General features: G+C 63.4%; 21 protein-coding genes. 5 read left to right on the top strand and 16 right to left on the bottom strand.

The features are described 5' to 3' along the window. Positions 1-20 precede the first annotated feature (20 nt). The 4 genes from SLW74_RS09870 to gabT all read right to left on the bottom strand — a co-directional run bounded on the left by SLW74_RS09870 (position 21) and on the right by gabT (position 4,575). On the bottom strand, positions 21-1,685 hold the full coding sequence (locus SLW74_RS09870; protein ID WP_410928818.1) for a ShlB/FhaC/HecB family hemolysin secretion/activation protein: 1,665 nt from the start codon (positions 1,683-1,685) through the stop codon (positions 21-23). Positions 1,686-2,031: 346 nt separating this feature from the next. Continuing rightward, on the bottom strand, positions 2,032-2,520 hold the full coding sequence (locus SLW74_RS09865; RefSeq protein ID WP_003174918.1) for an Lrp/AsnC family transcriptional regulator: 489 nt from the start codon (positions 2,518-2,520) through the stop codon (positions 2,032-2,034). 44 nt (positions 2,521-2,564) lie between these two features. Beyond that, positions 2,565-3,209, bottom strand: coding sequence for a 2-haloalkanoic acid dehalogenase (locus tag SLW74_RS09860; protein ID WP_410928817.1), 645 nt, complete (start codon positions 3,207-3,209; stop codon positions 2,565-2,567). A 61-nt stretch (positions 3,210-3,270) separates the two neighbouring features. Further along, positions 3,271-4,575 (bottom strand): 4-aminobutyrate--2-oxoglutarate transaminase, encoded by a 1,305-nt coding sequence (gene gabT, locus SLW74_RS09855; protein WP_065987234.1) that lies wholly within the window; start codon positions 4,573-4,575, stop codon positions 3,271-3,273. A gap of 215 nt (positions 4,576-4,790) precedes the next feature. Between gabT and SLW74_RS09850 the strand changes: the two genes are divergently transcribed. From SLW74_RS09850 to SLW74_RS09835, 4 genes are all read left to right on the top strand, one after another. Beyond that, complete coding sequence (locus tag SLW74_RS09850) at positions 4,791-5,717, top strand: 2-hydroxyacid dehydrogenase (protein ID WP_410928746.1); 927 nt, start codon at positions 4,791-4,793, stop codon at positions 5,715-5,717. Positions 5,718-6,385: 668 nt separating this feature from the next. Beyond that, positions 6,386-7,588, top strand: a complete 1,203-nt coding sequence (locus SLW74_RS09845) for a colicin E3/pyocin S6 family cytotoxin (protein WP_410928745.1) — start codon at positions 6,386-6,388, stop codon at positions 7,586-7,588. Positions 7,589-7,595: 7 nt separating this feature from the next. Beyond that, positions 7,596-7,835, top strand: a complete 240-nt coding sequence (locus SLW74_RS09840) for a pyocin S6 family toxin immunity protein (protein WP_065987231.1) — start codon at positions 7,596-7,598, stop codon at positions 7,833-7,835. Positions 7,836-7,893: 58 nt separating this feature from the next. Continuing rightward, positions 7,894-8,151, top strand: a complete 258-nt coding sequence (locus tag SLW74_RS09835; protein ID WP_410928744.1) for a pyocin S6 family toxin immunity protein — start codon at positions 7,894-7,896, stop codon at positions 8,149-8,151. A gap of 645 nt (positions 8,152-8,796) precedes the next feature. Here the strand turns inward: SLW74_RS09835 and SLW74_RS09830 are convergent. From SLW74_RS09830 to SLW74_RS09775, 12 genes are all read right to left on the bottom strand, one after another. Beyond that, positions 8,797-9,879 carry a tartrate dehydrogenase gene (locus SLW74_RS09830; protein WP_410928743.1) on the bottom strand — a complete coding sequence of 361 codons (1,083 nt, stop codon included), beginning with the start codon at positions 9,877-9,879 and terminating at the stop codon, positions 8,797-8,799. A 20-nt stretch (positions 9,880-9,899) separates the two neighbouring features. Then, positions 9,900-11,360 (bottom strand): NAD-dependent succinate-semialdehyde dehydrogenase, encoded by a 1,461-nt coding sequence (locus tag SLW74_RS09825; RefSeq protein WP_410928742.1) that lies wholly within the window; start codon positions 11,358-11,360, stop codon positions 9,900-9,902. 117 nt (positions 11,361-11,477) lie between these two features. After that, complete coding sequence (argE, locus tag SLW74_RS09820; RefSeq protein WP_410928741.1) at positions 11,478-12,647, bottom strand: acetylornithine deacetylase; 1,170 nt, start codon at positions 12,645-12,647, stop codon at positions 11,478-11,480. Further along, positions 12,644-13,798, bottom strand: a complete 1,155-nt coding sequence (locus SLW74_RS09815; RefSeq protein WP_065987225.1) for an NAD(P)/FAD-dependent oxidoreductase — start codon at positions 13,796-13,798, stop codon at positions 12,644-12,646. Before SLW74_RS09815 ends, argE begins: the two co-directional genes overlap by 4 nt. Beyond that, positions 13,795-15,186, bottom strand: coding sequence for an FAD-dependent oxidoreductase (locus SLW74_RS09810; protein ID WP_410928740.1), 1,392 nt, complete (start codon positions 15,184-15,186; stop codon positions 13,795-13,797). Before SLW74_RS09810 ends, SLW74_RS09815 begins: the two co-directional genes overlap by 4 nt. Next, positions 15,168-15,476 (bottom strand): (2Fe-2S)-binding protein, encoded by a 309-nt coding sequence (locus SLW74_RS09805; protein WP_410928739.1) that lies wholly within the window; start codon positions 15,474-15,476, stop codon positions 15,168-15,170. Before SLW74_RS09805 ends, SLW74_RS09810 begins: the two co-directional genes overlap by 19 nt. Further along, entirely contained in the window at positions 15,473-17,314 is a 1,842-nt protein-coding gene (locus tag SLW74_RS09800; RefSeq protein ID WP_410928738.1) for an ABC transporter ATP-binding protein, read from the bottom strand. The genes SLW74_RS09805 and SLW74_RS09800 overlap by 4 nt, the downstream gene beginning before the upstream one ends. A gap of 1 nt (position 17,315) precedes the next feature. Then, positions 17,316-18,191: an ABC transporter permease gene (locus SLW74_RS09795; protein WP_108123039.1), complete on the bottom strand. Its 876-nt coding sequence runs from the start codon at positions 18,189-18,191 to the stop codon at positions 17,316-17,318. Next, positions 18,188-19,144, bottom strand: a complete 957-nt coding sequence (locus tag SLW74_RS09790) for an ABC transporter permease (protein WP_065987220.1) — start codon at positions 19,142-19,144, stop codon at positions 18,188-18,190. Before SLW74_RS09790 ends, SLW74_RS09795 begins: the two co-directional genes overlap by 4 nt. A 12-nt stretch (positions 19,145-19,156) precedes the next feature. Then, complete coding sequence (locus SLW74_RS09785) at positions 19,157-20,794, bottom strand: ABC transporter substrate-binding protein (RefSeq protein ID WP_296309972.1); 1,638 nt, start codon at positions 20,792-20,794, stop codon at positions 19,157-19,159. Positions 20,795-20,900: 106 nt separating this feature from the next. Beyond that, positions 20,901-22,175, bottom strand: coding sequence for an NAD(P)/FAD-dependent oxidoreductase (locus SLW74_RS09780; RefSeq protein WP_410928737.1), 1,275 nt, complete (start codon positions 22,173-22,175; stop codon positions 20,901-20,903). A 43-nt stretch (positions 22,176-22,218) separates the two neighbouring features. Next, the gene (locus SLW74_RS09775; protein ID WP_037011693.1) at positions 22,219-22,887 is read right to left on the bottom strand and encodes a haloacid dehalogenase type II; all 669 of its coding nucleotides are present in this window, start codon (positions 22,885-22,887) and stop codon (positions 22,219-22,221) included. A gap of 521 nt (positions 22,888-23,408) precedes the next feature. Here SLW74_RS09775 and SLW74_RS09770 point away from each other — a divergent pair. Beyond that, complete coding sequence (locus SLW74_RS09770; protein ID WP_192135802.1) at positions 23,409-24,260, top strand: GNAT family N-acetyltransferase; 852 nt, start codon at positions 23,409-23,411, stop codon at positions 24,258-24,260. Positions 24,261-24,264: the final 4 nt, after the last annotated feature.

Here is a 24,264-nt window from a genome sequence, read left to right as displayed (position 1 = left end):
TCAGGTATCTCGGTCAAACGTTAGAGAAAAAAGTCCATGCGGAAATAGATCGGCGACTCGCGCTCGATCAGGCCGCCAGGGCGCTCCAGAGAGTGAGCAAAAGTGACGGTCGCGGCGACGCGCTGGCCGCGGGCAAAGCATTCGAACGCATTGCTCGACAGGCGCCCGTGCGCGTCGTCGTTGTAGCGATCGTTGGCGATCACGCCCTGGTCGTAAGACGCTGCAATGCCGTAGTCGCTGAAGGCCGGGCGCAGCCAGTCGAGGGTGACGGGCCGGGTCAGGCGCAGCTCGTTGCGCCAGTAGCCGCCGCTGTCGCCGGCCAGGAGTTGGTCCTTATAGCCGCGCACCGACGATGAGCCGCCCAGGCTCATGCGCTGGGCGCTGAACAGCACGTCTTCGCTGCGCTGCCCGGTGGCGAGGCTGGTGAAGGTGAAGCTCTCGTCCCACAGTTTGAACGGCTGCAGGTAGCTCACGGTGCCGGTGTATTTGCGATAGCGCGCATTCGCTTCGCCTGGCCCGGGGTGGTGGTTGTCCTGGGCGCCGAACGCGCTGATGCCCTGTTGCATGCCGAGGTCAAGGTTGAGAAACGCCGAGCCCACGCGGCGCCCGTGGTTGATGCCGTACTGCACTTCGCTGATGCGGTTGCTGCTGTCGGCCAGCCGGCTGCCTTCGATGTAGTTGTTGCTGCGCAGGTTGGAGACGCCGAGGTTCAGCGAGGTCTTGCTCAGGGCGTCACGGTAGATGACCCGCTCGGCGCGCAACTGATGGGTCTGGCTGTCGCCGTTCTGCTTGAAATCGAAGCCGTTGGCCTGGGCCTGTGAGCGGTATTCGCTTTCGCTGTAGCTGTAACTGAAATTCCACCAGCCCCACGGCAGGTTGTAGGCCAGCCCGGTGTTGTGCGAGGTGTGCAGGTGATCGGTCATGGCGTCGTGACCGCCGCGCAGGCTCAGCTGATCCGCGAGACCCAGCGGGCTGTCCCACTCAAGCCCGGTGTTCCACTGTTGCTCGCCGGTGCTGCGCTGGCCGTCGTTGTTGCGCGACAGGCTCACGCGCCACGGCTTTTGCGGGGTGTTCTTGACCAGCACGTCGCTGCCGCCGACTTCCTGGCCCGGCGTCAGCTCCATTTGCGCCTGATTGGACGGCAGGCGATTGAGCTGATCGACCATCTGCTCGATCTCGCGCAGGTTGACCAACTGCCCTTCGCGCCCCGGAAACGCCATCGCCAGTTCACGCTTGCTCAGGCCGCCGTCGGCAGCGCTGCGCAGTTTTTCCAGCTGGCCTTCGACCACCAGCACCTGCAGCTGCCCCTTGGACAGATCTTGCTGCGGCAGGTAGGCGCGGCTGGTCACCAGCCCTTTCGCGATGTACAGGTTGGTGATGGTCTTGAGCAGTTCGTTGAGCTGGGACACGCCCATGCACGTGCCCAGGTAAGGCTGGGTCAGGCGCTGCCGCTCGTTATTGGACAGCGACGCGGCGCCTTTGAGCTCAATCGCCGTGATGGTGAAACAACGCGTATCGACAGGGGCCGCGGGCGTCACCGGCGCGGCCTGTTTGCCGGGCAGACTTTTGAGGTCTTCAAGGCGGCGCTGCTGATCCTTGAGCAGTTGCTCCTGGCGGTCGCGCAGCAAATCCTGATCACCCGGGTTCGGCGCCGCGAGGATAGTGAGCGGAATGGAGACGAGCAGGCAAAAAAGCCCAACTCTAGGTGCGGAGGAATCCACAGAGCATCCTTGCAATAGCACAGTGATATCAATAAACGGCGCGATAGTAATGAGCCATTAGAATGGCGTCAATAAGCCGGCTTTAAGTTTCGTGTTCAGTCAACGAGCCGTTCCATGGGCGCGAGCGTCCATGGGCGAGTCAGTGCCGAGGGGGCTAGTAACGAGTCAGGAGTATCGCGGGGTAGCGGTTGTTTAATCCGCGAGAGAATGCCCTTGATGGCGGGGTTGTGCTGCCGGGGGATTCCGAAGGAAGTCTGAGAAAACTAAACAACGGGGTTAGGAAATGACCGCAACCCCGCTCAGCGAACATTCAATGACGCAACAACTTGCGCAACGGCACCCCATCCTTCAGCACCGGCGACTTGATGACGATGTAGCTGAAGTACTTCGAAATCCCGATGTTTTTGTCGAGCAGGCTTTCCACCACTTCCTGATAGTGCTGGATGCTGCGGGTCATGAAGCGCACCAAGTAGTCGTAGCCGCCGCTGATCAGGTGGCATTCGAGGACTTCGTCGACCAGGCGGATGTTGGATTCGAACTTGGCGAAGTCTTCGCGCTTGTGGTCGCTGAGGGTGATTTCGGTGAAGACGGTGACCGAGTCAGTGATCTTGGCCAAATTCAGATGCGCTTTGTAGCTGGAGATATAACCCGCCGATTCCAGCCGCTTGACCCGTTGCAGGCACGGGCTGGCGGACAGGCCGACGGCATCGGCGAGGCTGACATTGGTCATCCGGCCGTCCTTCTGCAGTTCGACCAGGATGCTGATGTCGATCCGATCCAGTTTTACGAGCCCTTCCATCACGTACCTCTTGACTGCCGTTGTAAGACAATCTTCTAGCAAAATCAGCGCCGTAAAGACAGCTGATGCTGCGCCACCAAGTCGGCCATGCTGTTGATGCAGTACTCCGCCGCGCAGGGGGAAGGCTGACGTGCCCGGTGGCGGCCGATCAGGCAGCGGTCCAACGCGGCGTAAGGGTCGACCGATGGCCGGGTCACGTGCAGAACCGGTTGCACCTGATTACCCTGATCCGTGAGCCATTGCGGACCTTCGGCCAGGGAAATGAAATCTTCCGGTGCAATTCCCAGCCGCTCACAGAGCACGCCGCGATCCTCGGCATCGCGGTCGCCGCGCACCAGCAATCGATAGAATTTACGCAGGTACAGCATCGCCCCGGGCGCGTCTTCGAACAGCGACCAGTTGCCCGCCGAACGGGCGAAGCTCATGCCCTCCTCCCAACTGGCGTGCAGGCCCCACTTTTCCGCCAGTTGGCGATGGGCGAAACACAGCATGCCGCTGAAGCCCAGCTCGGCGAAGCGCGGATACAGGCTAGCGACGACCGCGTTGAATTCGGCCAGCACTTCGTCCCTGGCCGGTTGCCCGCCGCGGCTGTCGAGCAGCGGTTGCAGCGCTGCCCAGACACCGGAATCGCGATCCACCAGCACTTCATCGCAATCGATCAGCAACGCTCTGTATTCAGTCAGCCCCAATTCTGTCAGCCCCATGTGGATCGAACCTCCTGGATGCATCTGGCCCGTTGCGGGCAAAGCGTCACTTCACATTCGAGTTCAAGACCCGTGCCAAGGCGGCGTCGAGGATCTGCACGGCTTCGTCGACCTGAGCTTCTGTCGTCACCAACGGCGCGAGGAAGCGCAGCACGTTGCGGTAAACGCCGCATTTGATGACCAGCAAGCCACCGGCGCGGGCTTCGTCGATCACCCGTGAGTTGAGGTCGGCATCCGGAGTACGCGCCGCGTCATCCTTGATCAGTTCGATCGCCAGCATGAAACCGGTGCCGCGCACGTCGCCGATGCGCGGGTAACGCGCCTGCAGACCGATCAGGCCCCGGCGCAGGCGTTCGCCCAGGAGTTGGCTGCGCGCCAGCAGGTGTTCTTCCTCAAACGCATCGATCACCGCCAGCCCCGCCGCGCACGCCAGGGCGTTGCCGCCGTAGGTACCGCCGAGGCCGCCGGGCAGCGGCGCGTCCATGATGTGCGCCTTGCCGACCACGCCGGACAACGGCAAGCCACCGGCGAGGCTTTTGGCGACGGTGACCAGATCAGGCTGGATGCCAGAGTGCTGGTAGCCGAACCAGGTGCCGGTACGGCCAAAGCCGGTCTGGATTTCGTCGAGGATCAACACGATGCCGTGCTTGTCGGCCAACGCGCGCAGGGCCTGGAGAAACTCCGGCGGCGCGGTGAGGAAACCGCCGTCGCCCTGCACCGGTTCGATCAGAATCGCAGCCACTCGGTCCGGTGCCACTTGGGTGGCGAGCAATTCATTCAGCGCGGTGATTGCGTCAACACTGCTGACACCGCGATACGCGTTCGGGTACGGCGTATGGAACACCTCCGGCGCAAACGGCCCGAAGTTCTGTTTGTAGGGTTGGCTCATGCCGGTGAGCGTGGTGCCGAGCAAGGTGCGTCCATGGAAGCCGCCACGGAAGGCGATGACTGCCGAACGGTTGGTGTGGGCACGGGCGATCTTCACGGCGTTCTCCACCGCTTCAGCGCCGGAGGTGAAGAACGCGGCCTTGTAGGCTTCCTTTCCGCCGATCATTTCGCAGAGACGCTGTGCCAGGTCGAGGTAAGGTGTGTAAGCCGCCACCTGAAAGCAGGCGTGGGAGACTTTCTGCAGTTGCGCCTGCACGGCGGCGACCACTTTCGGGTGGTTATGGCCGATGTTGAGCACGCCGATGCCGCCGACGAAATCCAGGTAGCGCTTGCCGTCCACGTCCCACAATTCGGTGCCCTGGGCGCGGTCGATCACCAGCGGGTGCGCAGTGACCAGACCACGGGGCACGAATTGCTCGCGCTGACGGAGCAAATGAGGGGTTTCGTCGACTTTGCTGTTCATGGCATTTCCCATCGTGAGTCGGGCAACCCGGAGGCGGTTGCGATGCTGATCAGGTTACGGCGTGCGGGCAACGCACTTAGCCGAACTTGGCCCGTGAGAAATTCGGATCGACTGTTTTGGCCCCGCCTTTCAACAGATCCTGCGCCGGGCTTGGAGGATGATGTGGGCTAGCTCCCTACCCCTTCCCTTCAGCCTCCCTTTAGCAGGAGAAGCCCATGGCCTTGCTCTACAAAGCCGACCCCGCGCGCGCGCCACACTGGCAGAGACTCTTCGCCGAACATGCACCGGACATCGAATGGCGCGCCTGGCCGGACATCGGCAATCCCGAAGAGGTCGAGTACCTGGCGGCCTGGCAGGCACCGGATGACCTGACGCAGTTGCTGCCGAATCTGAAGGTGCTGTTCGCGCTGTCGGCCGGGGTTGATCAGCTGGATCTGTCGCGCTTGCCGGCGGATCTGCCGGTGGTGCGCCTGCTGGATCCGGGCATCAGGCGGGGGATGTGTGAATACGCGACGTGGGCGGTGTTGAGTCTGCATCGGGATATGCTGCGGTATCGCGAGCAGCAGGCGGCACGCTGTTGGCAGGCCCATCTGTTGCAACCGGCGGAGAAACGGCGCGTGGGGGTGATGGGGTTGGGCACCCAGGCGCAGCAGATTCTGGCGACGCTGGCGCCGTTCGGGTTTGCCTTGTCGGGCTGGGCGCGCAGTGTTCATGAGGTTGAAGGGGTGGACTGTTTTGCGGGTCAGGCGCAGTTGTCGGCATTTTTGGGGCAGTGCGATATTTTGCTGTGCGTACTGCCGTTGACGGAGCAGACGGAGGGGATTCTGGACCGGAACCTGTTTGCGTTGCTGCCACGGGGCGCAGGGCTGATCAATATGGGGCGCGGCGGGCATCTTGTTGAGGAGGATTTGCTGGAGGCGCTGGAGAGTGGGCAGTTGGGGGGCGCTGTGCTGGATGTGTTGCAGGTGGAGCCGGCGGCGGCTGATCATCCGTTTTGGGAGCATCCGCAGGTGGTGTTAACGCCGCATGTGGCGGCGATGACGCAGCCGGCGAGTGCGTTTGGGGTGTTGCTGGAGAACATTCGGCGGTTTGAGCGTGGGGAGCGGATGGTGGGGCAGATAGATCGAAATCGGGGTTATTAGCCGTTTTTCAAATCACACGCCAGGTCAAGATCTAAGGCGTCTGCCTAGGGGCAGACTGTTTCGCCTTCGGCGAGTTACTTGGAAAAGCACCCCAAGTAACCAAGGGTGCCTGCTCTCGGTTTGGCCCGACTTCGTCGGGTTCCCTCACTTCGACGACGCTCCGTGGGCCCGCGCCGAACGGACATCCATGTCCGCAACGGCGCTCTCGCCGCATCCATGCGGCTCGACCCACTCCGCGTCGTCTACGTTCGGCCTGCACCAAAGTCGCGATTGGTGTCGTCTGGGCTATTTGCGTATGAAGATCAAAAGCAGATCAAAAGCAGATCAAGGGCTTCCCGGCTGAAGCCGGTCTTACGAGGATCGCCGCCGGTCCCACTGACACAGCGCATGCTTTCACGCTTATAGGGGACTCGCTTATAGGGGACTGATTTATTTACAACGCTTCACCGTAAATTAATCTGTCCCCGGTCCGAGTGTGGCACCTGACGTCTTCCCGGCTAAAGCCGGTCCCACTGAAACAGCGCATGCTTTTAGTGGGACCGGCTTTAGCCGGAAAGACGCCATTCCAGTCGCCAACAATTATGTGATGTTCAACACGACACCTTCTCTGGGAAAGCTAGCACCACTCACAGCGGAAACTGTCCGCCCCGCAACATCCCGTAACCCCCGTGCCGTTGACCACCCGTCGACCCGACCGCATCCTCCGCCGCCTCAAATTGGCAGGCATCAACAAGGTCATGTTCAAGGACGACAAAAAAGATCCCTTTGGGGACGACTCGATTTTCAAAGGGCTTCCCAACGGAGGTGCGTCGTGGGCCGCATGGAACTCGCCTCCCGAACCCGTGCGGGTGCCCACTCCGATGCCAGAGCGCTGGCCGGCCCCGAAGGAGCGCACCGACAAGGTCTTCGCCAAATCCTGTACCGGGGAATGGTGCAGCACTGACGCCGGCACTGAGGTAGAACCCGCCTCCAACTTCGGCGCGATCATGATGGCGGGCGCCATGCTCCTGCCCTCCGCCTCCGACGCTATTGCCGCCGCACTCGGCGCAGACATGGGATTGGGCCGCATGGCCGGCGGCGGCATCATGCAGCGCAGCCACACGTGGCTGCTTCGAGGAGCCGGCGGCCCGGCGAGTCTGTTCATCGTAGGCATGCTCCCGGCGAAGATGGGCGACGGCACGCTCTACACCGATGACGAATTGCGCAACCTGGCCCAAGCGACAACGCGGGTGCGTTTCCAGTTGCGCCGTGATGCAGAAGGCGAGTTACAGATCTACGGCATCCATTCCAAGTCATCCGGCGATGACTCGGTCCGCACCGTGCAAGCCCGCTGGAACGCCGACAAAAGTGCGATGGAAGCCCATCTCAGCGGCGTAACCATTCTCATGACGCCCCGCCGGGGCCGACACGGGACGCTGGAACCGCTGGTCTACCCTGAAAATACCGACGCCCGTCTAGGCACCATCCTCGTCCACCCGATCCCGGAAGACACCGACAGCCAGCTCGAAGGTCTCCCCGGCGACGACATCACCGCTGAAGACTGCATCCTCGTCTTCCCCGCTGACTCGGGGCTGAGGTCGATGTATGTGGTGTATGCAAGGCCGTTTAATGGGGATCATGGGTATCATCCGCCTCCGCTGGACCTCCCAGGCTTTCCAGACGCCAAGAAAGCAGACAGTAAAACAATGGTCCAGGGTGGTGGAGCGAAGCGACGACGCTGGAAAGATCCCAAAGGCCGAATATTTGAGTGGGATAGTCAGCACGGGACTGTCGAAATGTATGACAAACAAGGCAAGCACTTGGGGGAGTTTGATCCTCAGACCGGCGAGCGAACCAAGCCGGCCAAGCCCGGCCGTAAAATTGAAAAGTGAGAGTTCTATGTTCCTCTATATATTTGGATTTTTGCTCGACAGCACCGAAGACGACTCGCTGAAATTTGAAATGAAGATAGATCCGTCGTTGAATGACGAAATCGTAGCGCGGCTCGGCCATGCAAGCCTAAACGCGATGGCGGAAGGTGACTGGCCGCTGACAAACGAGCAGGTCACAATGCTGTCTTCGATCACGGGACGCCAACTTCCGACCGATCTGAAGCTCCTGATAGGCGTCGTAGCGTGAGCACAGCACGGGGCCAACCACCCTCTGGATAACTTAATGATTGGTGAAGTCACCTCATATGGCATTCATGCTGATACCGGGCTTTTACCCTGAGCCGGACCCGGACAACTCGCTTCAGTACGAGAAGGTGGTACCACAAGCACTCGAAACAAACGTGCTTGCCGCGATGGGCTGGACGACAAAATCAGACGTACCCCCGGGCGTAACAGAGCTTAGCCAGGAGCAAGCAGTGATGGTGCTCAAAGCGTTAGATGAGCGAAAAAAGGCGCAATTGATTTACTGCATTGCGCTTTACAGAAATGAACCTGCCAGTTAGGCACTCAATGCGGGATTAATTTACGGTGCAGCGTTGTAAATAAATCAGTCCCCCTTAAGCCCACGCCAGGTCAAGATCTAAGGCGTCTGCCTAGGGGCAGACTGTTTCGCCTTCGGCGAGTTACTTGGAAAAGCACCCCAAGTAACCAAGGGTGCCTGCTCTCGGTTTGGCCCGACTTCGTAGGGTTCCCTCACTTCGACGACGCTCCGTGGGCCCGCGCCGAACGGACATCCATGTCCTGACGGCGCTCTCGCCGCATCCATGCGGCTCGGCCCACTGCGCGTCGTCTACGTTCGGCCTGCACCAAAGTCGCGATTGGTGCCGTCTGGGCTATTTGCGTATGAAGATCAAAAGCAGATCAAGGGCTTCCCGGCTAAAGCCGGTCTTACGAGGATCGCCGCCGGTCCCACTGACACCGCGCATGCTTTTAGTAGGACCGGCTTTAGCCGGGAAGCTTTTGATCTGATCGTTCCCCACGCTCCGCGTGGTAAAGCCGTCCGGGACGCTCTGCGTCCCTGTGGGACCGGCTTCAGCCGGGAAGAGGCCCGCGCAATCGCTATCAACTTCTCGGTGTGGCATCCGTCGCCTTCCCGGCTAAAGCCGGTCCCACAAACGTCGCCAGCCAGTCCTGCAGAAATCCCGGCCCTAAACCAATCTCCCGGCAATCGCCGCCCCGACGTCTTGCGTCGACCCCTTCCCGCCCAAATCCGGAGTGATCGGGCCTTCCGCAATCACGTCTTCAATCGCCTGCAAGATACCGTCATGGGCCGCGCGGTAGCGGTCGTCGCCGTTGCCGAGGAAGTCGAGCATCAGCGCGCCGGACCAGATCATCGCGATGGGGTTGGCGATGTTTTGCCCGTAAATGTCCGGCGCGGAGCCATGCACCGGTTCGAACAACGAGGGGAAGCGCCGTTCCGGGTCAAGGTTGGCCGAGGGGGCGATGCCGATGGTGCCGGCGCACGCCGGGCCGAGGTCGGACAGGATGTCGCCGAACAGGTTCGATGCCACGACCACGTCAAATCGGTCCGGCTGCAGCACGAACCTCGCACACAGGATGTCGATGTGCTGCTTGTCCCACTTCACCTCGGGGTAGTTCGCCGCCATGAGTGCCGTGCGTTCATCCCAGTACGGCATGCTGATGGAGATGCCGTTGGATTTGGTCGCGGCCGTCAGCTTTTTACGCGGGCGGGTCTGGGCGAGTTCGAAGGCGAATGTGAGGATGCGGTCGACGCCACGGCGGGTGAATACCGATTCCTGCAGCACGAACTCGTGTTCGGTGCCTTCGAACATCTTGCCGCCCACCGAGGAGTATTCGCCCTCGGTGTTTTCGCGGATGACCACGAAGTCGATGTCCCCCGGTTGGCGGCCGGCCAGCGGACAGGGCACGCCGGGGAACAGGCGCACCGGGCGGATGTTCACGTATTGGTCGAAGTCCCGGCGAAACTTGAGCAGCGAACCCCACAGGGAAATGTGGTCCGGCACCTTGTCGGGCCAGCCGACGGCGCCGAAGTAGATCGCGTCATAGCCCTTGAGCTGCTCGAACCAGTCGTCGGGCATCATCTTCCCGTGTTCGAGGTAGTAGTCGCAGTGGGCCCAGTCGAGCACGTCGATGCTCAGGTTCAGTTCCCATTTCCTGGCCGCCTGTTCCAGGACCCGCAGCCCCTCCGGCAGGACTTCCTTGCCGATGCCGTCGCCCGCCATCGCGGCGATTCTGAATGCCTTGCTCATGGTGCGCCCCTCGGGATGAATCAGTTCAAGCCGCCGATGTGGAAGGCTTTGACTTCAAGGTACTCGTCCAGGCCGTACTTGCTGCCCTCGCGGCCGAGGCCCGATTGTTTGATGCCGCCGAACGGCGCGACTTCCATCGAGATGATCCCGGTGTTGAGCCCGACCATGCCGAATTCCAGCGCTTCGCCGAAGCGCCACGAGCGCTTCAGGTCCTGGGTGAAGTAGTAGGCGCCCAGCCCAAAAGGCGTTGCGTTGGCCAGCGCCAGCGCTTCGTCTTCTGTAGTAAAGCGCATCAACGGCGCCACCGGGCCGAAGGTTTCTTCATTGGCCAGCAGCATGCCGGCATGGGCGTCAGCCAGCACGGTGGGTTGCACGAACTGGCTGTCACCTGAAGGAAGCCCGCCGCAGAGCAGTTTGGCGCCTTGACTCAGCGCGTCGTCGATGTGCCGCGCCACCTTGGCGACCGCCGCCGGGTTGATCAGCGGGCCGATGGTCACGCCTTCTTCCAGGCCATTGCCCACCTTGAGCTTCGCCACCTCCTCCACCAGCCGCGCGGCGAAACGGTCGTAGATGCCCGCTTGCACCAGAATGCGGTTGGCGCACACGCAGGTTTGCCCGGCGTTGCGAAACTTGCTGATCATCACCCCGGCCACGGCCTGTTCCAGGTCGGCGTCGTCGAACACCACAAACGGCGCGTTGCCGCCCAGTTCCAGGCTCAGGCGCTTGATGTGTTCGGCGCTCTGGCGCATCAGCAGGCGCCCGACGGCGGTGGAGCCGGTGAAGGAAATCTTGCGCACCGCCGGGTTGCCGGTGAGTTCCTCGCCGATGCCGGCGGGCAGCCCTGTGAGGACGTTGAACACGCCGGCCGGAATACCGACGCGCTCGGCCAGCACCGCCAGGGCGAGGGCCGACAGCGGCGTGAGGTCCGAGGGTTTGACGATGATCGGGCAACCAGCCGCCAGGGCCGGCGCGCATTTGCGGGTGATCATCGCGTTGGGGAAATTCCACGGGGTGATCGCGGCGCAGACGCCAACGGGTTGCTTGAGGGTCAGCAGCCGGCGGTCGCCACTGGGGGCCGGCATGGTTTCGCCGTAGACCCGGCGCGCTTCTTCGGCGAACCATTTGACGAAGCCGGCGCCGTAGCGGATTTCGCCCTTGGCCTCGTTCAGCGGCTTGCCCTGCTCGCTGGTCATGATCAGCGCGAGGTCGTCAAGGTTGTCGATCATCGCCTGAAACCATCGCTCCAGCAGCGCCGCACGCTCTGCCGCAGAACGCGCGCGCCATGCGGGCCAGGCACGTTCGGCGGCGTCGATGGCGCGGCGCGTGTCGACCGCGTCCATGGCCGGCACCTGGGCCAGAAGATCGCCGGTGGCGGGGGCGCGGACGTCGAGGGTGGCGCCGCTGTCGGCGGCGATCCACTCACCGTTCACGTAGGCGCGTTCAGCCAGCAGGCCGGGGTCTTGCAAGCGATTCTTGAGCATGGTCGAGTCCTGATCCGAGACAGATTCCAGTCTAGGGATCTGCCTTGAACGAGGATGCCGAAAGCGCCTTCAAACCAGCGTGCCGTGCTGAAATTCACGTCAGGACGGCAGGCTCTGCTACGCCTTCAGCGAACCCAGCAACCCTTGCAAAAAGCGCTCGCCGGCGTCCATCTGGCTCACCTCGATAAACTCGTCCGGCTTGTGCGCCTGCTCGATGGAGCCCGGGCCGCACACCACCACCGGAACGTCGAGGCGCTGCTTGAACAGGCCGCCCTCGGTGCCGAAGGAGACCTTGGTCATGCCGGTGTCCGGCGCGGCGAATTGCTTGAGGAAACTCACCGCTTCGACCGTCGGGTGCGTGTCGAGGCCGGGGTAGACGTTGATGGTCTCGATCTCGATGGCCGCGACGCTGGAAAGCTTCTGCGCCTCACGCACGATCACTTCGGCGCGCTCGCGCATCTGCTCGATGAACTGCTCGAGGTTGTCGGCGGGCAGGTTGCGCACCTCGAAATCCAGGGTGCACAGGTTCGGCACGATGTTCAGCGCCTTGCCGCCGCTGATCTGCCCGACGTGCACGGTGCTGTAGGGCACGTCGTAGTCGGTGTCTTGGGCGCCGTGTTGTTGCAAATGCTGCTGGCTCTCCCGCAGGGAGGCGATGAAGTCGCAGGCCACATGAATGGCGTTGACCGAGCGCGGCGCCAGGGACGAATGCGCCTCCTGGCCCCGGCAATAGGTCCGGTAGGAGCCCTTGCCCTTATGGCCCAGCACGAATTGCATGTTGGTCGGCTCGCCGATCACGCAGAGAAACGGACGCACCGGCGCCAGGTGCAGCACGTCGAGCAAGCGCCGCACGCCGACACAACCGATCTCCTCATCATGGGACAGGGCCAGTTGCAGCGGGCGGTTGAGTGGGCGTGTGAGTGAGTGCTCTGCCGCGTCGAGCATGGCGTCGATGGCCAGGGCGATGAAGCCCTTCATGTCGCAGCTGCCACGGCCATAGATGCGCCCGTCCTGCACAGTGGCGGCGAAGGCCGGAAAGGTCCACGCCTGCCCCGCCGCCGGCACCACGTCGGTGTGCCCGGACAGCAACACGCCGGGCTGGTCTTTCGGCCCGGTGCTGGCAAACAGGTTGGCCTTCTTGCCACTCTCGTCCTTGACGATCAGCGACTCGATGCCCTTGCTCAGCAGCAGGTCGCGAACGTAGTCGATCAGGGCCATGTTGGACTCCGACGACACCGTTTCGAAGGCCATCAGCCGTTTCAGAATCTCGAGAACGCGGGGTTTCATGAGGCGTGGCTCCGTTGCGCAGCAGGAAAGGCAAAACGTCTGATGGAGAATGCCTCGATCGGGGTCGTGGTGCGACCGGTGTCGAGCAGTTCGGCCATCACGTCACCGACGCCGGGGCCGAGCTGAAAGCCGTGGCCGCAGAAGCCGAAGGCGTAGAACAAGCCGTCGACGGTGCCGCTGGGGCCCATGATCGGCAGCGAATCCGGCAGGTAGCCTTCGATGCCGCTCCACACGCGGATGATGTTCAGGTTTCCAACGCCCGGCAGCAGCCGGCGCATCTGTTCGGCCTGATTGAGGATGCTGCGCGGCTCGACAGCAGCACGACGGTTGAGCATGTCGGGCTTGCTGCGAAAGCCGCCGCCGATGACGATGTTGCCACGGGGAATCTGGCGGAAGTAGATCACCTCTTCGGCGATCTTGGTGTACACGCCGATCACCGTCGGCAAGGCATAGGGCACCGGCTCCGTAACCGCCATCTGCGGGCCGTGGGTGTCCAGCGGCACCGGCTCGCCAAACTGCGCCGAGAGCTTCTGGCCCCAGGCGCCGGCGGTGATCAACAGCTGCGCGGCGTGAAACTGGCGGCCGTCGGTGGTGCTGACGTGAAAGTCTCCGCCGACCTTCTCGACCTCGGCCACTTCCGTACGCTCTTCGATCTGCGCGCCCAGACGTCGGGCCGCGCGGGCAAAGGCTGGCGCAGCGAGGCGTGGGTTGGCGTGGCCGTCGTGGGGAGCGTAAGAGCCGCCTTTGACGTCAGCGCCGAGAAAACCAAAGCGCTCGTGCAGCTCGGCGCCACGGTAGATTTTCAGGTCCAGTTGCTCGGCTTCCGGCGCGGCGGCGTAGGCCTCCAGCTCGGCTATTTCGTCTTCGCGGTAACACACGCGCATGTGTCCGCTGGGGATGAATTCGAGGTCGTCGTCGATCAGCTCCGGCAGGCGTTTCCACAGCGCCCACGAGCGGTTGGCCAGGGCCAGTTGGCCGAGAAAACGCCCTTGCCGGCGCACGTTGCCAAAGTTGACGCCGCTGGCGTACTGGCCGATCTGGTCGCGTTCCAGCAGGATCACCGACTGCCCGCGCCGACGCAGAAAAAACGCCGTGGCTGAGCCCATCAAGCCGCCACCGACAATCACCACATCTGCTTTTTGCACGCTCATGGCGACACCTCCTCGATGAGCATCGACAACGGTTTGACCGGCGCCTGCCCGCGCTGGCGACCGACTTCCTGCACCTGCACGCCGGCTTCTGCGGCGATCACTTCGGCACCCGCTTGCGAGCAATAACGCCCCTGGCAGCGGCCCATGCCGACCCGGCTGAAAGCCTTGGCGCGGTTGACTTCACAGGCGCCCTTCTCGTTGACCGTGCGGCGCAATTCGCCCGCCGTGGTCATCTCGCAGCGGCAGACGATGGCGCTGTCGGGCAAGGCCTTCGCTTGTTCGCCGGGCCAGGGAAACGCTTCGGCCAGGCCCAGACGAAACTGGTCCATCACCGCCAGCGCCTGCTGCTGTTCATCGCGCAGCCCGGCATTGAACGGCTGCTTGAGGTCTTCGAGCACTGCCAGGGCCACTCGGCGCCCGGCGTGCTCGGCGGCATCGGCGCCACGAATCTTCGCACCATCACCGGCGGCATACACGCCGTTCACCGAGGTACGGCCGGCCTCGTCCGTCGCCAGCCACCATTGGCTGGAGGCGTCATCGAAGGCCATGGCGCAACCGGCCAGATCACCGAGCTGGGTTTCCGGGCGCAAGTGATAACCCAGCGCGACGGCGTCGGCCTGCACGGTCACGGCCTTGCCACTACCGGTGGTGAAGCGCACGCCTGCCACGCCATTGGCGCCATCGCCCAGTACCTCTAACGGCTTGACGCCGAAATGCACGGGCACTTTCGCCCGGTACAGCTGCGCCAGAAATTTCATGCCAGTCCACAGCAAACCCGGTCGCGCCAACAGTTTGGGCAGGGCTTTGAGGCGCAGGCTGAAGGGCGAGGTATCAAGAACCGCCGCCACAGTCGCGCCGGCTTTGACGTACTGGCTGGCGACCAGGTACAGCAAGGGCCCGCTGCCCATGAACACCACGCGATGGCCGATGGACACGGCCTGATTCTTTAACGCGATCTGCGCCCCTCCCAGGCTGTAGGTGCCTGCCAGTTGCCAGCCTTCGGTGGGCATCAGGCGGTCGGTGGCGCCGGTGCAGAGGATCAGCGCGTCGTAGTCCAGCGTGCTGTGGCGGCCCTGATTGGCGCAGCACAATTGCCCCGGCGTGAGGTTCCAGACCAGGGTGTCGGGCCGGTAATCGATGGCGCCGCGCAGACGATCGAAGGTCTGGTGAAGGTCTTTGGCCTTGTCGGCTTCGCTGCCATACAAGGTGCTGTAATCGCGGGTGAAACCGTCCGGCTGGCGGCGGTAAATCTGCCCGCCGTCGCGGCGGTTTTCGTCCACCAGAATCGGTTTGATGCCGGCCGCCAGCAAGGTTTCGGCGCAGCGCACGCCGGCCGGGCCCGCACCGACGATGACGACGCGATGGGTGCTCAGCTGTGCAGTGGCCATGTCGCCTCCGGTTGTGTGGTGACGATGTCCAGGCCGTCGCGGACTTCGTTGGAGCAGGCGCGCAGGCGTTCACCGCTGCGGGTCCAGACCCAGCAGTCCTGGCACGCGCCCATCAGACAGAAACCGGCGCGGCGGGCGCTGTCGAATTCCGACTGGCGCAGCGCGGTGCCCTGGGTCAGCAACGCCACCATCAGCGTGTCGCCCTGCAACGCTTCGACCGGCGCGCCATCCACGGTCAGGTTGACCGTCGGCCGGCCTTGTTCGGCCAGCCTCAAAAAACGCCCTTTCATGCATACGCTCCAAAGCTTGTGGGGGTAACGCCGCGCTGGGTCGCCAGCAGATCGGCGGCGTCGCGGTGGCAGAGAATTTCGCTGCCGTTGTCCAGGGTGCGGCGGTTCGGCGCGGTGCGGTTGCACAGGCCGTCGACGCGCATCGGGCAGCGATTGAGAAAGGTGCACAGCTCCGGCAGGTTGGCCCGCTCGCCTATCGGCGGCAGCTCGCCATGGGTGGCGCCGCAGGTTTCCAGCCAGCCCTGACGCAGTTCCGGCACCGAGTGGATCAACAGGTCGGTGTAGGGATGGTACGGCGCTTCAGCAAAGGATTCGCGGCGGCCGGCGTGGACTTTGTGGCCGCTGTACATCACCACGATGTCGTCGCACAGCGCGCGCACCGTGGAAATGTCGTGGCTGATGAACAGGTAGGACACGCCCAGTTGCTGGCGCAGGTCGCGGAGCAGTTCGAGGATCGCCGCGCCGACCACGGTGTCGAGGGCCGAGGTCACTTCATCGCAGAGAATCAGGTCCGGCTTGGCTGCCAGTGCACGGGCCAGATTGACCCGCTGTTTCTGGCCGCCCGACAGTTCGTTGGGGCGGCGATCAGCCATGTCTCGCGGCAGGCGCACCAGGTCGAGTAGCTCGCCGATGCGCGCCTGCAGCGCTGCGCCCTTGAGCCCGAAATACATTTTCAGCGGACGGCTGAGAATGGTGGCCACACTGTGCATCGGGTTGAGCGCGGTGTCGGCGTTCTGGAAGACCATCTGAATCCGGCGAAACTGCTCCGGCGTGCGCTCCGACAAGTTGCCGCCCAACGGCTGGCCGTCGAAGGTCAGGCCGCCAAGGGCCGGGGTCAGCAGCCCCGCCACCACCCGCGCCAGGGTCGATTTGCCCGAGCCGGACTCACCGATCACGCCAATCGCCTGGCCCCGCCGCACGGTGAGGTCGATGTCCTCCAGCACGCGGATCGCCGGCATGCCGTGCAGGTTTTTGTTGCCGTAGCCGGCGGTCAGGCCGGTGATGGTCAGCAGCGGCGCCTCTTCAGCAACGCCACAGGGCGGGCGAATCCGCGTGTCAGGACGCGCGGCGGCGAGCAGGCTGCGGGTGTATTCGTGGGCCGGTGCCTTGAGCAGCGGCGCGGTGGCGCTTCTTTCGAGAATTTGCCCGCCGTTGAGCACGACAATCTGGTCGGCCATTTGCGCGACCACGGCGAGGTCGTGGGACACGTAGACCGCCGTGGCGCCGCGCTCACGCACCACACGCTTGAACGCCCGCAGCACGTCGATCTGGGTGGTGACGTCCAGGGCGGTGGTCGGTTCGTCGAGCACCACCAGCAGCGGGTCGCTGATCAGTGCCATGGCGGCCATCACTCGTTGCAGTTGCCCGCCAGAGACCTGGTGCGGGTAGCGACGCCCGATGCGTTCCGGGTTCGGCAGGGCCAGGTCGCGGAACAGGCCGATGGCCTTGGCTTCCAGTTCGGCGCGGGTGCCGAGGCCATGGATCAACGGCCCTTCGACCACTTGGTCGAGAAGTTTTTTCGCCGGATTAAAGGCGGCCGCCGCGCTCTGGGCAACGTACGAAACGCGATTGCCGCGCAAACCCTGAAGCTGTTTTTCGTCAAGGGCGAGCATGTCGTGTTCGCCGACCTGCACCACGCCGCCGGACAAGCGGCAGCCCCGTCGCGCATACCCGAGCAAGGCCAGGGCGATCGTGGTCTTGCCGGAGCCGGACTCGCCGATCAGGGCCAGTACTTCGCCCTTCTCCAGGGCAAAACTCACGCCCTTGACGATCTCCACTTCGCTGCCCGGATCACCGGCCACCACGCGCAAGTCTTCGACGCGAATCAACTGGGTCATATCAATGGCCTCCCGAGCGTCGACCGCGTCGCGATGACAGGTAGTCGATCAGCAGATTGACGCCGATGGTCAGCGTGCCGATGGCCAGCGCCGGAATGATGATCGCCATCGCGCCCTGATTGAGGCCGCCGATGTTTTCCCGCACCAGCGAGCCAAGGTCGGCGTCCGGCGGCTGCACGCCGAGGCCCAGAAAACTCATGCCGCTGAGCAACAGCACGATGTAGCCGAAACGCAGGCCGAGGTCGGTCAGCACCGGGTTAAGCATGTTCGGCAGGATTTCCCGGCATGCCACATACAGCTTGCCTTCGCCCCGGGTGCGCGCCACTTGCACGTATTCCAGCGCCTCGATATTGACCGCCATGCTGCGGGCCACACGGAACGAGCCGGGGATGTAACTGATGACCGCCGTGCAGATCAGCAGCGTGACCGACGAGCCGAACGCCGAGACCATGATCAGCGCGAGCATTTTGCTGGGGATCGAAATGAACGCGTCCATGATCCGGCTGATGATTTCGTCCAGCCACTTGGGCGAAACCACCGACAGCAGCGCGCAGCCGGTGCCGAAGAAGCTGGCCAACAGCGCCGCCACCAGCGACAGCCCGACGGTGAAGCGCGCGCCCACCAGCACCCGGCTGAGCATGTCGCGGCCCAGGTAATCGGTGCCAAAGGGATGCGCCAGGCTGAAGCCTTCGAAGATGTTGTCGGAGATCACTTCGCCGACCGGGTGCGGCGCCAGCCACGGGCCGAACAGCGCCACCAGCAGCCAGATGACGCAGACGGCAGCACCGACCAATCCCAGCCAGGACGGGTTGCCGGATACCTTGGCCAGTGCCAGGGCCGAAGACGCAGGCCTGGATTTCGCAATGAGCGGGTTCATTGGTTTCTCAGCCTCGGGTTGGAGAGGATGGCGCAGAGGTCGGCGAGCAACACCAACGCCAGATAGGCCGCGCAGAACAGCATGGTGCAGGCTTGCACCAGGGCCATGTCGCGGTTGGTCACGGCATCCACCATCAGGCTGGCAATGCCGGGGTAGTTGAAGATTGTTTCGACGATCACCACCCCGCCGAGCAGGTACGACAGGCTCAGGGCGATGGCGTTGGCAATCGGTCCGATCGCGTTGGGCAAGGCGTGGCGCAGCACGATGCGGATCGGGCTGACGCCTTTGAGCCGGGCCATTTCCACGTACGGGCTGTCGAGTTGGTCAATGACGGCGGCGCGGGTCATGCGCGCCATCTGCGCCACGATCACGCAGCACAGGGTCATCACCGGTAACGCGTAGGTGCGCAGAAATTGCAGCGGTGAAGTGATGTCGGTGGCGTAGGACAGCGCCGACAGCCAACCGAGGTTGACCGCGAAAATCAGCACCGCCAGGGTCGCCACCAGAAACTCAGGCACCGCGACCATGGCCAGGGTGATGAAGCTCAGGCAGCTGTCGATGCGCCCGCCCCTGCCCATGGCCGAACCGATGCCGAGGATCAGCGCCAGCGGCACCGACACCAGCGCGGTGGCGGCCGCCAGCATCAGCGTGTTCGGCACCCGGCCGGCCATCAGCTCGCCCACCGGCATGGCGTTGGACACCGACTGGCCCATGTCGCCGGTCAGCAGGTTCATCAACCAGTGCAGATAGCGCAACACGCCGGGTTGATCCAGCCCCAGTTTCAGGCGCAGCGCCGCCACCTGTTCAGGGGTGGCGAACTGGCCGAGGGATTGCTGCGCCGCGTCGCCCGGCAGCACGGCCGTGATCGCGAACACGACCATGGACACGATCAACAGGGTCACGACCCCGGCACCGAGCCGCCGGCAGATCAACCACAGCGTATGGCTATTCATTGCACTGCCTCCTCAAGCGTCCAGCCACACCTGCTCGGCGAACATGTAGCCCATGAAGCCGCCCAACGGGTTGGAGTCGTAGCCCTTGATGCGCTGGTCGACGCCGTCGATGTTGCTGATGAACACCGGCACGCCGATGCCGCAGTGATCGTGCACCAGGGTCTGCATGTCGCCGTACATCTTGGCGCGCTTGGCGTCGTCGGTTTCGCCCCGGGCCAGCATCAGCAACTGGTCGAACTGATCGTTCTGCCAGCCGGATTCGTTCCACGGCGCCTTGGACTGGAAGAACTGCGAGAACATCACGTCGGCGTTCGGTCGCGGGTTGATGTTGCCGAAGCTCAACGGGTGCTTCATCCAGTGGTTGGACCAGTAGCCGTCGCTGGGCAGGCGATTGACGTCCAGCTTGAGCCCGGCCTGTTTCGCCGATTGCTGCAGCAGCACGGCGATGTCCACGGAACCGGTCGCGGCAGGCGACGCCATGACGGGCATGGTGATGCTTTCCATGCCGGCTTTCTTCAGCAGGAACTTGGCTTTTTCCGGGTCGTAGACCGTCTGCGGCAGATCGGTGTTGAAGTAGCGCGAACCCGGCGCAATCGGGTGATCGTTGCCGACCACGGCGAAGCCACGGAAGACCGCGGACTTGACCTGTTCGCGGTCCAGCAGCAGTTTCATGGCCTGGGTGAATTCCGGGCTTTTGCCGGGGAGCTGGTCCTGGCGAATGATCAAGTCGGTGTAATTGCCCGACGGTGCATCGACAACGCGGTGTTTCGGGCTGGCGGCAATGCGCGTGGTGGACCGCGGGTTGACCTCGTTGATCATGTGCACGTCGCCGGACAGCAGCGCGTTGACCCGCGACGGTTCGTCGGCGATGGCGATGAATTCGATCTCGTCGAGGTACGGCAGGCCCGGCTTCCAGTAGTTCTTGTTGCGCACCGCCACCGAACGCACACCCGGCTTGAACTCGCCGACGGTGAACGGACCGGTGCCGATGCCTTTGTTGAAGTCGGTGGTGCCCTCCGGAACGATTAGCAGGTGCGACACGGCGAGAATGGACGGCAGTTCGGCGTTCGCGGCGCTGAGGCGAATCTGCACTTCGTTCGGGCCGGAGGCCTTGATTTCGGCGAACTGTTCCATCAGCGGCATGACTTTGGAACCGGTGAGCGGGTCCTTGTGGCGGCTGAGGGAGAACACCACGTCGGCGGCGCTGAGGCTTTTGCCGTTGTGGAAGGTCACGTCCTTGCGCAGCGTAATGGTCCACAGCGTGGCGTCAACGTTGTCGATGCGCTCGGCCAGTTCCAGCTGCGGCACCAGGTGCTTATCGAAACGGGTCAGGCCGTTGTAGAACATGTAGTGACGGGCATAGTCGGTGGACAGCGCGCCCTTGGCCGGGTCGAGGGTGTCGGCGGTGGAACTCGACATACCGGCCACACGAATCTTGCCGCCGGGCTTGCCCTTGCCGCCGGCGGTGGCTTCTTCGGCGAACAGTTTGCCGGCGCTGCCAAACAGGCTGCCCGCCCCCGCTGCGGCGACCCCGGCCAAGCCGAGCATCTGCAAGGCGTTGCGCCGCGACATGCCGCGATTGAGGCCTTCGAATACCCGCAGGCTGTCTGGGCCGGAGATAAGCTCGGGGGTGTCTTTGTGGTCAGTCATATCAAGGCTACCTGTCGATGATCGGGATATTCGAGTGCTCACGGATGTCCGGAGCGTCCTGGAAACGCAGACGACGGTGACGCTACAGCGGCGACTTAGTGCGGCTTCAGTGCAGATAGTCCTGCAAGCGGTAGTACGCGCCCACGAACGGCAAAAACCAGGGCTTGCCGAAGTGCCCGGGGATCGCCGGCCATTCCAGTTCACGCCACGGATTGGCCGCCGCGTTGCCGGCCATGACCTCGGCCATGACCTGGCCCATGTGCACGGACATCTGCACGCCATGGCCGCTGTAGCCCATGGAATGAAACACGCCGCCGTGCTGGCCGGCGCGGGGCAGACGGTCGGACGTCATGTCCACCAGGCCGCCCCAGCAGTAATCGATTTTCACGTTGGCCAATGCCGGGAACATGTTCAGCATCGCCGCCCGCAGCACCTTGCCGCTCTTGGCGTCGGACACGCCGTCGGACATGGCAAACCGTGCACGGCCGCCAAACAGCAGGCGGTTGTCCGGCGTCAGGCGGAAGTAATTGCCGATCATGCGGCTGGTCACGTACGCCCGGTGCTGCGGCAATAACTCGTCGATCAGCGCTTGGGGCAAGACTTCCGTGGCGATGACAAAACTGCCCACCGGCACGATTCGCCGGCGATACCAGCCGAGGTCACCGTGCTGGCAAGCGCCGGTCGCCAGCAACACTTGCCCGGCGTGCAGCGAGCCCTTGGCGGTGTTGACCTGATAACCGCCGGCCTGGGGCTTCCAGTCCTTGACCGGGGTGTGTTCGTAGACCATTGCGCCGCTCCGGGCAGCCGCTTCCGCCAGGCCGACACCAAAGCGGCCGACGTGCATCTGCACGCCATTGCGCTGCAACAACGCACCATGGAATTGCGTCGAGTTGACCTCGGCACGGGTTTGCTCGGCATTCAGCAGCTCGACGTCGGCGTCCACCTCTTGGCGGATCAGCTCGCAGGTGCGGGCCAGGCCTTCGTAATGCAGGGGTTTGGCCGCCAGCTTGAGCTTGCCGTTGCGCACCAGGTCGCAGGCAATCTTTTCCTGCTCGACCAGCGACACCACGGTCTGCACTGCGCGTTCATAGGCCTGGTAATAGGCACGCGCCTTGGCCGCACCGAGACTGGCGTGCAGACCGGCGTAGTCCTGCGCCACGCCGGTGTTGCACTGCCCGCCGTTACGCCCCGAGGCTTCGCCGATCACGCGACCGGCGTCCAGCACGACCACGCTGGCACCCTTGAGCGCCAACGCTCGCGCCGCGGACAGGCCGGTGAACCCGCCGCCGATCACCGCCACGTCGACCTGACCGGGCAAGCCGCCGAGTTGGGCACCGGTGAAGGCCGGTGCGGTGTCGAGCCAATAGGATTCACTGCCCATCTTTAACCCCTTATGTCTTAACCGGCATGCCGCAGCGTTTGACTTACAGGCCCACCAGCGCCGGCAGCCCGCCGATGTCGGTGATCTGCTGGTACTCAAAGAACGCGTTCGCCGGCACTTCATGACCGCGGGCCACGAACGCCTTGTGCTTGATCTTCATGTCATGGGCCGACATCAGGTCGTAACGGAAGCTCGAAGACACATGCAAGATGTCTTCCGGGCCGCAGCCGAGGTTGTCGAGCATGAACTCGAACGCGGCCAGACGCGGCTTGTAGGCCTGGGCCTGTTCGGCGGTGAAGACCTTGTGGAACGGCGCGCCGAGCTTGTCGACGTTGGACATGATCTGGCTGTCGCTGGCGTTCGAGAAGATCACCAGGGGAATCTTGTCGGCGATCTTCGACAGACCCGCCGGCACGTCGGCATGGGGGCCCCAGGTCGGCACCGCGTCGTAATACAGCTGGCCTTCATCGCGGTACTCGACGCCCCAACGTTTGCAGGTTCGGGCCAGGGCAGTCTTGAGGATGACGTCGTACGGCTGCCAGTCGCCCATGACTTGGTCGAGGCGATAGGCCGAAAAGTCTTTGACGAACTGGTCCATCTGTTCAGGCTTGACGCGGTCGGCGAAGAGCTCGCGGGTCATGGTGCCCATGTGAAAGTTGGTGAGCGTGCCGTAGCAGTCGAACGTGATGAATTTGGGACGAAGAAAGCTCATGGAGTGCGGTCCTGAAGTCAGTTGAGTGTGGCAAGCGTTCGCGGCCCTGACGGCGCGGCGGCCTCGTTGCAGCACAGCTTCATTACATCACTGTGAAATCAGCATATGCCGTCTAAAACGCCCCGTGCTCAATACAAACCACCGTTTTAGTGGCTGGCCTCAGCAGAGTTTGCGGTGCGCGCCAGCCTTGGGCAGGGCCAGTGTTTGTGCGCTTTTAGGGGGCTTTTTGTGATGAGGAGGCTCAAGGATGCGGGGTTGAAGCGGCAGAAAGTATGGCGTGGGGATCTTGAGTGCACTGATCGTTCCCTCGCTCCGCGTGGGAACGATCATCGGGGCTGAAACGATAAAATCCACCCTTGGCATTTGCTGCCGCCCTCGCCCCGGATTTAAGTACGAAGTAGGGTCGCGTCCCTCGGCGCGGGACGAATCTGCCGAATATCCCGAGCCCTCTTGTCAGCCCTTTAATCAGGTGGGATACAGGGCGCCAGTGCCACTTGAATACTGCATAACGGAGCCTCGCCATGTCCGCCCTGCCACACCCTTCTTATACCTACCGCCCCATGACCGTGGCCGACCTGACCGCCGCCCATGACCTGTCGGTGCAACTGAAATGGCCCCATCGCCTGGACGACTGGGCGATGCTGCACCGGGTCAGCGACGGTTTCGTGGTCATGGATGGCAAACGTCTGATTGGCAGCGCCTTTGTCTGCCCTCAAGGTGATTTCGCCACCATCGGCCTGGTGATCGTCAGCAACGATTATCAGGGCCAGGGCATTGGTCGCCGCTTGATGGAGAGGGCCCTCGCCGCGTGCGAGCCGCGCACGCCGATCCTCAATGCCACCGTCGCCGGCAAGCCGTTGTATGCCAGCCAGGGTTTTGTTGAGTTTGGTCGGGTGCAGCAGCATCAGGGCCAAGCGCAGGTGCCGGCGCTTGATGAGCTCGCCGACGGCGAAATCTGCCGAGCCCTTGGCGCTGACGATCAGACCGCCCTGCTCAACCTCGCCAGGAGCGCCAGCGGCCTCGACCGCCGCGATGTGTTGCGTGACCTGCAAGTCGAGCACGCCGTGGGCATCGAACGTGACGGTCAGCTGCGCGGTTTCGCCCTGCTGCGGCCATTCGGGCGCGGGCGCTGCATCGGGCCGGTGGTGGCGGAAAACATCCAGCAGGCCAAACACCTGATCGCCGTCTTGCTGGCACAGGTGCCTGACACCTTTGTGCGCATCGACATCCCCGTGTCCTGCGGCCTGAGCGACTGGCTCGAAGCCGCGGGCCTGAAGAACGTCGACACCGTGGTGCAGATGGCGCTGGGCACGCCGCCCGAGGCCAGCCAGGGCGTGCAACCTTTTGCGCTGATCACCCAAGCGATCGGCTGATTTT

It is taken from the genome of Pseudomonas sp. W5-36 (genome assembly GCF_046540455.1).
GTDB classification, from domain to species: Bacteria; Pseudomonadota; Gammaproteobacteria; order Pseudomonadales; family Pseudomonadaceae; genus Aquipseudomonas; species Aquipseudomonas graminis_B.
Note: the sequence above shows the minus strand (reverse complement) of the source record. Positions and strands in the feature narration are given on the sequence as shown.